General features: G+C 36.4%; 11 protein-coding genes. 7 read left to right on the top strand and 4 right to left on the bottom strand.

Features of this window, described 5'->3' with window-relative positions; all coding sequences use genetic code 11:
• Positions 1-18: 18 nt before the first annotated feature.
• Positions 19-1,166 (bottom strand): IS3 family transposase gene (locus tag AC13CK_RS03720; RefSeq protein ID WP_482830957.1). Its coding sequence is split into 2 segments (ribosomal slippage): positions 19-920 and positions 920-1,166, totalling 1,149 coding nucleotides; the frame shifts between segments, so codons are not numbered across the junction.
• A 486-nt stretch (positions 1,167-1,652) separates the two neighbouring features.
• Here AC13CK_RS03720 and AC13CK_RS03715 point away from each other — a divergent pair.
• Together AC13CK_RS03715 and AC13CK_RS03710 are read left to right on the top strand one after the other, a co-directional pair.
• Positions 1,653-2,117 carry a BLUF domain-containing protein gene (locus AC13CK_RS03715; protein ID WP_482830955.1) on the top strand — a complete coding sequence of 155 codons (465 nt, stop codon included), beginning with the start codon at positions 1,653-1,655 and terminating at the stop codon, positions 2,115-2,117.
• A 180-nt stretch (positions 2,118-2,297) separates the two neighbouring features.
• On the top strand, positions 2,298-3,623 hold the full coding sequence (locus AC13CK_RS03710) for an ISNCY family transposase (protein WP_482830958.1): 1,326 nt from the start codon (positions 2,298-2,300) through the stop codon (positions 3,621-3,623).
• Between the two features lie 82 nt (positions 3,624-3,705).
• Here AC13CK_RS03710 and AC13CK_RS03705 read toward each other — a convergent pair whose 3' ends face one another.
• Positions 3,706-3,960, bottom strand: coding sequence for a helix-turn-helix domain-containing protein (locus AC13CK_RS03705; protein WP_482830954.1), 255 nt, complete (start codon positions 3,958-3,960; stop codon positions 3,706-3,708).
• Between the two features lie 373 nt (positions 3,961-4,333).
• Between AC13CK_RS03705 and AC13CK_RS03700 the strand changes: the two genes are divergently transcribed.
• The 3 genes from AC13CK_RS03700 (at position 4,334) to AC13CK_RS03690 (ending at position 7,009) form a co-directional block, all read left to right on the top strand.
• Positions 4,334-4,693, top strand: a complete 360-nt coding sequence (locus AC13CK_RS03700) for an MbcA/ParS/Xre antitoxin family protein (RefSeq protein WP_482830953.1) — start codon at positions 4,334-4,336, stop codon at positions 4,691-4,693.
• Between the two features lie 420 nt (positions 4,694-5,113).
• A complete protein-coding gene (locus AC13CK_RS03695) occupies positions 5,114-5,692 on the top strand; it encodes a LexA family protein (RefSeq protein WP_482830952.1) in 579 nt (192 codons plus the stop codon).
• A gap of 21 nt (positions 5,693-5,713) precedes the next feature.
• On the top strand, positions 5,714-7,009 hold the full coding sequence (locus AC13CK_RS03690; protein ID WP_482830951.1) for a Y-family DNA polymerase: 1,296 nt from the start codon (positions 5,714-5,716) through the stop codon (positions 7,007-7,009).
• Positions 7,010-7,053: 44 nt separating this feature from the next.
• On the opposite strand, the gene AC13CK_RS03685 is transcribed toward AC13CK_RS03690, so the two are convergent.
• On the bottom strand, positions 7,054-7,428 hold the full coding sequence (locus AC13CK_RS03685; protein ID WP_482830950.1) for a hypothetical protein: 375 nt from the start codon (positions 7,426-7,428) through the stop codon (positions 7,054-7,056).
• Positions 7,429-7,702: 274 nt separating this feature from the next.
• Between AC13CK_RS03685 and AC13CK_RS03680 the strand changes: the two genes are divergently transcribed.
• Both AC13CK_RS03680 and AC13CK_RS03675 read left to right on the top strand, forming a co-directional pair.
• Positions 7,703-8,023 carry a plasmid mobilization protein gene (locus AC13CK_RS03680; RefSeq protein ID WP_482830949.1) on the top strand — a complete coding sequence of 107 codons (321 nt, stop codon included), beginning with the start codon at positions 7,703-7,705 and terminating at the stop codon, positions 8,021-8,023.
• On the top strand, positions 8,020-10,926 hold the full coding sequence (locus tag AC13CK_RS03675; protein ID WP_482830948.1) for a relaxase/mobilization nuclease domain-containing protein: 2,907 nt from the start codon (positions 8,020-8,022) through the stop codon (positions 10,924-10,926). Before AC13CK_RS03680 ends, AC13CK_RS03675 begins: the two co-directional genes overlap by 4 nt.
• A 35-nt stretch (positions 10,927-10,961) precedes the next feature.
• On the opposite strand, the gene AC13CK_RS03670 is transcribed toward AC13CK_RS03675, so the two are convergent.
• Positions 10,962-11,481 (bottom strand): IS6 family transposase (locus AC13CK_RS03670; protein WP_482830947.1); only part of this gene is annotated, 520 nt, incomplete at its 5' end.

Raw genomic sequence — 11,481 nt, 5'->3', positions numbered from 1 at the left:
TGAATAGCCACCAAAATTCTAGACACACCTAACCATCTTTTGATGGGCCTTTTCATAATCTAATGGAGAACGCTGACCATTGGAACCATGTCTGCGTTTTGAATTGTAGAACATCTCAATATATTCAAAGATATCAGACCTAGCTTCAGTTCTTGATGCATATAGTTTCTTCTTAATTCTTTCTCGCTTTAACAACTGAAAGAAACTCTCAGCAACAGCATTATCATGGCAATTTCCTCTGCGACTCATACTACATTCCAGATTGTGCTGCTTAAGGAATGTTTGCCATTCATGGCTCGTATATTGACTGCCTTGGTCAGAGTGAATCAGAACTTTATTCTGTGGTTTTCTCCGCCATAGAGCCATTAATAACGCATCTAAAACCAGATCTGTCGTAATTCTGGATTTCATAGACCAGCCAACTACAAGTCGTGAGAACAGGTCGATTACCACTGCGAGATACAGCCATCCTTCATGGGTACGAATATAGGTAATATCAGTCACCCATAGTTGGTTCGGCTGTGCTGGATTAAATTGGCGGTCTAAAGTGTTTGCAGCAACAACCGACGGAGTACCTGCATGAGTTCTAGGTTTGCGATAGCCACGCTGTGATTTAAGTCCATCAACTTTCATCAACCGATGCACTCGATTAATCCCACAATTCTCACCAACATCTTTCAGATCACAGTAAATCTTGCGATAGCCGTAAACCCCACCAGATTCTAACCAAAACTGTTTAATCAGTCCTGAAAGTTGTTGCCGTTTCTGGGCTGTCTTGCTGATAGGCTGCTTTAGCCATGTATAATAACCACTATGATGAACATCTAGAGTTGAACACAAACGACGGATCGGCCATATATGCTGGTTGTCCCGAATAAAGGCGTACCTCATTTGGACTGGCTTGCGAAGTACACCGCGGCCTTTTTTAAGATGTCCCGTTCTTCAGTTACTCTTTGCAGTTCTTTTCTGAGCTTTGCTAGCTCTGCAGTTGGATCTGCTGATTGAGTAACTTTGGGTTGTTGAGGATCATAGCGTTTAATCCAGGCATATAAACTATGTGTAGTTGTACCTAAACGCGCAGCAACCTCGGCCACACTATAACCTTTCTCGGTAACTTGCTTTACTGCTTCAATTTTGAATTCTTCAGGATATCGTTTACTGCTCATAAGCACCTCGTTAATTAGCCATTTTATCTAACTAAAAGGTGTCTACAAAATTAGTGGCTATTCACTATATCCCTTATATTGCGCTTCATTAAGAAGATGTCGTAGTCCTCCTATCTCTTTTATGGCTTTTTATCTAACGCCATCTCAGTTAAATGTTCTAAAGAACGAATGACTGTCATTTTAGTTTCTTAAAATTAAAAGATTTCTGCGTACTACTCCATTTTGAGCCTTATTAAGGTTGGAGAAACAGCTATTTCATAGCTGTCAATTAAAGTACATTCAGCTTCATCAATTAGTCCCAAAACTACTATTTGATAAAGGCCATATATTTGAAAAACTTAATTTATCTTCAGTGCAAGTTCTTTAACCAGAGCAAGTGTCATTTGAAGTCTAAAAAATCTTAGGACCATTTTTTAAGCTTATGCCATTTATTTATAACTAATTGTATTAATTAAAGTTTAATAAATTCCGATAAAGGGAAAAGCTATGAATGATGTAAGATTATTATATGTAAGTAAGTTTAAAAGTAAGACTAATCCAGTAAGTGAATTGTGTGATATTTTGGCAGAAGCTCTTGATTTTAATTCATTAAATAAAATTTATGGTGCTTTATATTATGGAAATAATTACTTTGTGCAATGCTTAGAAGGCCAAAAAGATAAAGTACAGCATTTATTCTATGAAAAGATTTTAAAAGATCCACGTCATGAAAATTGCGAAGTCTTGTACTTTGAAAATATTGAAGAATGTTTCTTTTCTTCATGGCACATGAAATATGCCATGATTCATAAAGAGGTAATCGAATTCTTTAAAAATTATCATAATGATGAATTTAATCCTTATTTATTAAATGCAGAAACAATTCCAGCTTTCATAGATGTATTAAGTAAGCATGATGATTCTTTTGCTATTTTGAAAAGCAAAGCATTAATTAGCGCCAATCCAATTTAGTGATAGATTTAAGATAATAAATAGGATCTATAGAAGGCCTCTACACTGGGCCTTTAGATGATTTATTTAACATAAAATCTCTTATGCGAAATTGTAGTGTAAATCCAAAGTAGAAATGTCCGCTTTTAGAATATGCACTTTTGCAATTTTCTTAGCGGACGGTTTGATATGTTGGTGTCTATGTCGGATAAAGAACTTAAACGATTGTCGGTCTTGCAGGAAATCTGTGATCAACGCATAACCCAGTCCCAAGCTGCTCAGCTACTTCATATTTCAGAGCGTCAGATCAGGCGTTTATTGCAAAAATACAAAGCTCAAGGCCCAGCTGCATTAGCCCATGCCGGTCGTGGTCAAATCAGCAATTCCAGGCTTCCTGAAGAGCTCAGACTCAAGTGCCTCAATATTGTTTCTGATCAACTGCATGGTTTCGGACCCACTTTAGCGCATGAAAAGCTCACCACCGTACATGGATTCGATCTTTCAGTAGAAACACTACGTTCCTGGATGATTGCAGCCGATTTATGGATTCCTCGATCCAAGCGTCTGAAACGCCCGTATCAGCCTCGTTATAACCGGGACTGTTATGGTGAACTGATCCAAATCGATGGCTCACACCATGACTGGTTTGAAGGTCGAGCCCCTAAATGCTGTCTGCTGGTATTTATCGATGATGCTACAGGAAAATTGCAGCATTTACGCTTCTGTGAGTCGGAATCAACCTTTGACTATATGATTTCAACACGTTTGTATGTTGAGCAGCATGGTAAGCCTTTAGCCTTCTACAGCGATAAACATTCAGTCTTCAGGGTGAATCAAAGCAGTAAGAAAGACACCAAGATTACCCAGTTTGGGCGCGTACTCAGCACCCTGAATATCGATATTATCTTCGCTAATTCACCACAGGCCAAAGGCCGTGTAGAACGAGCCAATAGAACGCTTCAGGACCGTCTGATCAAAGAAATGCGTCTGGAAGGCATCAGTTCGATTGCCGAAGCCAATGCCTGGCTACCCTGCTTCATTGAGCAGTTCAATCAGAAGCTTGCCAAGATGGCCTTTAATCCCAAGGATCTACACCGGACTGTCACTGAAACAGCCGAAGAATTAGATGATATTTTTACCTGGCGTGAACCCCGCAGAGTCACGAATAGCCTGACGATCACTTATGATAAATGCGTATATCTCCTGGAAAACACGGAAGAAAACCAAAGATTGATTGGCAAGTATCTTGAGTTTCTGGAATACCCGGATAGTACAGTCGCGATTGAATATCAGGGAAGAAAAATCAATTACAGCATCTTCGATAAATTAAGTCAGCTCAACCAGCGAGAGATTGTTGAAAATAAACGTTTGGGTTCTGTATTAGCCCATATTCAACAGCAGCATGAAGAACTAGAACAACAAAATAAACGCAATCGTTCTCAAAAGATGCCAAGCAGGCGTGCACAGAAAACAGTAATCAAAGAACGAAATCTGAATCCTGTGCTTGACTTGGAAATGTCTGTATAGGACATTTCTATTTGGTTTTAAGGTAGGACATTTCTACTTAGGAATAACATATAGAATGAAAGTTAATCCGCCATTTTTTACTTCAATTTTCTCTGAATAAAAACTCGATTTCCTCCCATTGAGGTAATGTGTGCTTTTTGGGTACGACTTCGAACTGTAAGTCGACACAACTAAGTACTTTTTCAAATAAGTCAAATGAACCAGTGAAATGACCGTTTTCAATCTCAGAAATTGTTGTTTTATTGACCCTAGATTTCTCCGATACAGTCTTTTGTGTATAGCCGAGTTTTTTCCTGGCCAATTTTATTTTTTCTCCAATCTCTTTTCTAGAAGCCATAATATTTTCCGATTTCACAATATTGTATTAGCCATATAGCGAATCTTGCATAATTTATATGCAATGTTAGCTATATAGCAAATATTAAACGTTAGTTCATAACGACTTTATAGGCAATGCCTATAAACATTCCTCACCTGTACCTTATCTAGCCTTCGAAATAAGAATTTTTAAGATTCAATACACTTCATAAAACTTGGATATAACATCTAGGCCTTATATATTTCTTATCATATTAATATTCTTATTTAACTTGCCATCAAAGATGTCTATTTAGGAATAATCAAAACTGGTCAATTGAAGAAAATTTAGGCCACCTTCCTAATTTTAATGTAATGTAAAAAGAACGGTTTCTTATATTAAGGACACGATCATGAGTCCACATTCACAACAAATAGATAGATCCAGACTTTTGGCTAAAGCGTCCTGGAAAGCTGCTGAACAACTTGGACTAAAGCCAGAGCAATTTTTAAAAATTCTGCATCTGGAAGGTGTTGATGGTGAATTTTCTGAATTAAAAACCTTAGATCCGAATTCTCAACAAGGGGAAATAGCACTAATCGTAATTCGGATTTACAGAGCTGTTTATAGCCTGAATGGCGGTGATATTAAATGGATGCATCATTTTCTCAACTCCCCTAATTCATTAACTGGAGGAGTTCCTATAGAACAGATGGAAAGTATGAATGGACTACTTTCTGTACTTAAGGCCGTAGAAGCTTTTCCAGGTTAAAGTACTGACTTTTAAAGAATACCAACAGTTACTTGTGAACAAACATCAGTATAGCTATCAGATAATATGATTGGAAAAGTCCTAAAGTAGCAGGCTATTACCTTAAGCACCTCTCCCTTTCATCTCTGGGCTAAAATCCAGTAGAAGCATTAAAGGGGATTATATAAATCATAATTACATATCATTTGAAAATTTCTAAGTCTCTATCAGAAGCTATTTTATTACAGGATCTAAATTCATCTAATGTTCATCCAAAGCTACTTTGTATACAGCTCACTGATAAAGAATTAGATCTATAGAATTAGAAGTATCCCTAAATTTATACTTTTTATATTAACCGTTTATCCAGATTCTATTGTTTTTCAAATGAAGAAAAGTATACTATCTGATTACGTCACAAAATCAAATAATGGATAAGTTATGAACAACAAGCGTGGGGGAATCAGAGAAGGTGCGGGTAGAAAACTGAAATACAATGAACCTACCAAAACTGTAAGAGTACCTTTATCTAAGGTCGTAGAGATTAAAGATTATCTGAACAAAGCAGATAGCCAATGCTTTAATGATGTCGCTTTAATCACTCCGGTACAGCCATCCACTTACATGCAAATTCCTTTAGCAGCCGAGAAGATTGCTGCTGGTTTTCCTTCCCCTGCTCAGGATTATGTCGACAAAACATTAGATATGAATGAACACCTCATTAGCAATGAGGCTACGACGTTTATTGTAAAAGTGGCCTCTCTTTCCATGAGAGATGCAGGTATCGAAATTGATGATGAACTTGTCGTTGATCGTAGCCTTGAAGCCAAACATGAAGATATCGTTATCGCTCTAATCGACAATGACTTTACTGTTAAGCGCTTGATGATTGAAGGTGACTATCACTGGCTTAAAGCTGAGAATCCTGATTGCTCTGATATCCATCTTAGAGATGGCCAGGAGATGGTGATTTGGGGTGTAGTGACTTATGTCATTAAACCGTTCAGGAAACGTAAATAACTACTCTCTTGGTTTCATCATATGGCATATACCAACAAGATATTTGCTCTGGTAGATATCAACAACTGCTATGTCAGTTGTGAACGTATCTTTAATCCAGGTCTGAACAACAAACCTGTGATTGTCCTCTCAAATAATGATGGCTGTGCTGTAGCACGCTCCCAGGAAGCCAAAGATTTAGGTATCAAGATGGGGGTGCCCTTCTTTCAAATTAAGGACATTGTAGAGCAGCATAAGGTCCAGGTGCTCTCAAGTAACTATGCTTTATATGCAGAAATGTCTCGCAGATTCATGAAGGTCCTGTCTGACTTTGTAACTCCTGAAGAACAAGAGATCTATTCAATTGATGAATGCTTCTTGGACTTGACTGCTTATACCAAGAAGTATGATTTGACTGATTATGCACAGACGATTCGTCAGCGTATTTTTACCTGGCTCGGCTTACCCGTATGTATTGGCTTAGGTAGGACTAAAACTGAAGCCAAAATGGCAAATCATATTGCAAAAAAGAATACCTACTTCAATGGTGTGTGCAATCTGGTTGCCATGGATTATTGTGCTATAGAAAGCTTATATGAAACGATAGAGGTAGGTGAAATTTGGGGCGTAGGTAGGAAACATACAAACAAACTAAATAGTCTTAATATTTATTCCGTGCTGGATTTCGTAATGGCCTCCCCTTTCATGATCAGGGATCAATTTTCCATTGTTATGCATAGAACGTTACTTGAATTACATGGTGTCTCTTGTATCGAGTTAGAACATACCCAAGCCCCCCGAAAGCAGATTGTCGCAAGTCGTTCATTTGGCCAAAGGATTTATCATATTGATGATCTTAAAGAGGCTATGAGTCTCTATGTTCAAGATGCAGTAGCTCGCTTAAGAGGAGAGAATATGTTGTGTGGTTACATGATTGGTTTCGTACAATCCAATCCATTTGACACGCATAGACCCTATTACAGTAAGTCTGCAGCACTTACTTTGCCAGAACCTACGGATAACGTATTAACGCTGTGTAAGATTGCCATAAAAATGATAGATGATTTATATCAGAAAGATGTAGGCTTCAAAAAGTGTGGCGTAATATTGACTTGTCTAGAGCCTAAAGCTAACCATATTTATGACCTATTCACGAACATGAAACAAGTAACCGTAGACAACAACTTGATGGATTCACTTGACGAAATCCATCATAAGTTTGGGAAAACCAAGCTTGCCATGGGTGCAAGTATGCTACCGAATAGAAACTGGAATATGTCTCGTGATCAACTGAGCCAAAACTACTTTCGATGGGACCAATTGCTTTGTGTAAAATAAACTCATGAATACTTAGTAATCCTGATCTTATTCCACACCATAATTTATTTTTTCTTTTTTAAAATTTCTTGTAAATTCTCAGCAGTAATACCTGTGAAATTGTTTTCTTGTAGAAAAGTCAGGATTTCCTCTACTGTTACTCCCTCCTCAAAAAGTTGAAATAAAGTTGTCTTATGCTGAGAAAGCAATTCATTTCGCGTGAGTGTTTTTTCATTCACTTTGACTAGATGACGACGAAGAATATCTTCAAATTTTTTAGCATCATTAATGCTATAAATTTTTTGGTTCTTCGCTACATATCTTGAAGGCTTTTCTTCTTTTGCTGTTACAACTTCAAGAGAATTCTCTGTTGGGAATACAGAATTTGTATTATCTGGATTTTCACTATCGAATTTTAAACTATTCTGATCTTGCATCATATTTCTTCCTTAGGAATAAATGTACAAGCCAATTATTCTGAATATATCCCTGAACAAAAATGGCAAAACATGACCCTTTTTTGATTTTTAAATTACTGAAAAAAGTCATCTTTTGCGCTAAGAACAAAAAGAAAAAACAAGCATGATTTTCATCATATTCATTACATCCAATGGACCGAAAAAAGTACAGGATGGGACGATGTATATCACATCGTCCATTTCACAAATATCGAGCTCGCTTCGCTCGGTCTCAATTTGTATATAGTAGAAAAAAATGAAAAAGCCTTTAAGAAACAAACAAATTATTATTCGGCTCACAGAAGATGAGTATCGGCAGATTACAGCTTCCTGTGAAGTCCTACACATGAATCAAGCAGATTATTTACGCAAGAAAATTTTTAATGAATCTCAAATCATTTTATTAGAAAAACAGGAAATTCATGATGTAAGAGTTACCGGAATTTTACTGACAAAACTTTTGGAAAAACTCAAAGATACACAACTCATTCTTTATGAATTAGAGGAAATAAAACAGCTCATCACTGAGATCAAAATGACTGTACGTAAACTCAATGATAGGTTGGATAAGATATGATTATTAAAGTCATTCCCAACCCGATTGACTCATCAATTGATGAACGCGTGACTGGATTATCTGATTATATTCAGCATCCGAAGCAAACGCGTATTAATTATCTACCAGAGTATATTAATCAGCTTCATCCTGGTTTTGATGAAGGTTTACTTTCTGAAAAACGTGTCTATTCAAACTCGAGAAACTTTTTAGAGGTTCCTATCTATCAAAAAACTGAAACGTCGAAAACTATCAGTTCAAACTCTCATGTGATTGACCCAATCGTATTGAAATATCAAAAAATTGAAATGTCACAAACGGCCAGTTTGAACTCTCGTGTGATTGACCCAATCGTACATATGGTCGGAAGTTTTAAAAAATTTGAAGTTCCAACTGTTGAACAACTTGAAGAACAGATCGATATTTTAGCAAAACATCTGGGTGCAGAAGAGTTGCAAATGCAATATGCAATGCATCTGGATACAGACAATGTGCACTTTCATTTAATCGTCAATAAAGTTCATCCGTTCAAAAAAAATGAACACCATGAAAATAAAGTCATTGATCTTGGTGTGGGGTGGATTTTGAATGCAGTCCATCGAGCTACTGCAGAAATTGAAGCAAAACAGGGCTGGGAGCCGGAACCTAATCCAGTTTTCATTTATAACCATGAAACTGGACAGTGTGATAAAAATCCAGATTATGTACCTCAGCCTGATGCTGAAAAAATTTATTCGAAAATTCGAGATCAAGAACATCGACATCAACAAAAAAGTCGAATGAGCAGTGAAATTGCGGTAGGAATAAACTATCAACACTATATTGAAAATAATATCCAGCAGGTAATGAACAGCGCTAAAAACTGGAAAGACTGGCACCAGCGATTAGCCGAAATTGGAATTTTGTATGAAAAAAAACGTAATGGTAGTATTTTTAAAATTCAGACAAGTGAAAAGCAAACACCCACCTTTAAAGCCTCATTATTTTGTAATAAACAAGTCACTCTGAAAAACTTAGAAAAACGATGGGGGGATTTTACTCATCATGATGTCGATCACAAAATAATTCCTCTGATCAAGTTAAGCGATAATATTCAGCACGTCCAATCAGCAAAAACGACACTACATTCTTATCATTTGTTCAAAAATGAAGATTTTCTAGTTAAAGATCTCCATGACGTTTATTTAAAATTAAAAGTAGAAAAGGATTCAATTAGTAAAAATCGTAAAGATGAATATCAAAAAATTTCTTTTAAAAATGAAAATTATAAGCATGATAAACAGCATTTTTTAAAAGACTTACAACAAAAATTTCCAGAGCAATCATCTGATGCCATTTTTACATTACTACATTATCATCATCACGCGGATCAAATTAATTCGAGAGCATCACAAAGAAAAAAATATAACGCTCAACATAAAAACCTAAGTGAAAATACATCTCAAACGCTGAAAAAATGCTTTCCATTTTCCACAAGTTTTGATTCATCGAAAATCACATCTTATGCAGATTTTTTAAAATTTTTCCCCCCTTCACATTACTTGCTTATGCAACAACAATTTTTATTTGACCAACGTCAATCTAAAAATTTTATTTGCCAAGATAATCCAAAGATCAAAACAGCAAGAATCATTTTCGATTGGCATCAACCGCATGAACCTATTGCCATTCAAAATCAATATGGGATCCTCGTCTTTAGCAACTATTCTCTCACCCGGCTGCAACAATGTATCAAAGTACTGGATCCTAATCAGAAAGGAACTCTCAGAGGCTCGTCAGAATTTAAAGACTTGTTCCATATAGCTTTGCAACATAGAGCCCAAGATATCAAGGATGTAAATAAAGAAAGGGCTTTACCAAGTTTTGAACGTTTGTCTCAAAACAATATCGAATCTTGCTTTACTGAATTATTTAAAAGATTTAAAACTACCCACGCACCTCAAAGTACTGCCATTATTAAAACTTGTTTGCTCTTAAATTGTTGCGGTATACCAATGGTGTTACTTCAATCAACATTAGAAAGTTGTATTAATCAAAAGAAATTGCCTGATCTTAAAGAAGATGATCTAAAGACCTTAAAACTTAGGATTCAAAAACTGATTTATACTCAGCCCAAAGAACTGAATAAGCAATATTTCAATTCATCTGATATTGAATATTGTTGGCAACTATATTTCAGTCTACAAATTTCTCCACTCAAGCAACCAAAAGAACAGAAGTACAATTCACAGCCTACATCTTCATCTTCAACACTAGAATTAGAGCTTGTGCCTAAGGCTGAAAAGAAGAGAACAATCAGACTTCCTGAAAATTTAGCTGAATCGGAGTTTGAACAAATGCTGCAATACTTTGAACACAGTCGAAGACTCAAATTTCAGAAAAAACAAGAAGTAGAACGCTTGAATACCTTAGCATCTTCAAAAAAAACTTCTATACCTTCTCAGCAGTCTAAAATGATGTTTTCCTCTAGGAAAAAATATGTCATAGAATATAAGTTTGGACATAAATTTTATCTAGATCAGCACGAGACTGCATTCATTGAAGCAAAAGATGCTTCATATATTGCTGTTGTAAGTGAAAAGAATAATCACATTCTTGATGCTTTACTTCTAGCAAAAGAGAAATATGGTACGGTGCAGGTCTACGGCAGTGAAACATTTAAAGACCAGGTAAAAGGATTAGCTACAGAATATAATATTCCAATTGTACTTGAAGAAGAATTAGAACAAGTATTCATTCAAAAAAGTGTCCCCCCTACCCCGTCTCCTTTAGAACTTAGTTTAGAAGAAAGGGATCTAGGCATACCTTTAGCAGAAGAACGAGCAGAGAAATTTTATGAGAATCAAAAAATTGATTCTCGAATGAAAGACAAGGAACAAAATTATTCCAAAGATAATGATTTAAATTGGCACTGTTGCAAATAGAGATTTGAGTCGATGAAGTTCCCTTTAAAAAGTGCTTAGAGACCGAAAACCCTGTTGATTAGACACACTTCACCCTGAGGCTGACCATAATAAAATGACCATGCTTGTCCTTTACGTAGTGCACGCATGACTTCAATACCTTTAATTGTGGCATAAGCCGTCTTCATAGATTTGAATCCTATTGTGGCCCTGATGATCCGCTTTAACTTACCATGATCACATTCAATGACATTATTTTTATACTTAATCTGCCTGTGTTCAAGGTCTGGTGGACATTTTCCTTCTCGCTTTAATCGTGATAAAGCATGGCCATAGGTCGCTGCTTTATCTGTATTGATGACCCGTGGAATTTGCCATTTTTTCACCGTATTGAATATCTTTCCTAGAAAACTATAGGCTGATTTACTGTTCCGCCTAGCGGAAAGGTAAAAGTCAATCGTATGACCACGTTGATCAACTGCACGATACAGGTAAGTCCATCGCCCCTTCACTTTGATATAAGTCTCATCCATATGCCATGAATGTAAATCTGTAGGATTACGCCAATACCAGCGT

The organism is Acinetobacter sp. L-24 (genome assembly GCF_056857555.1).
This window is presented reverse-complemented; position numbering and strand designations above follow the sequence as displayed.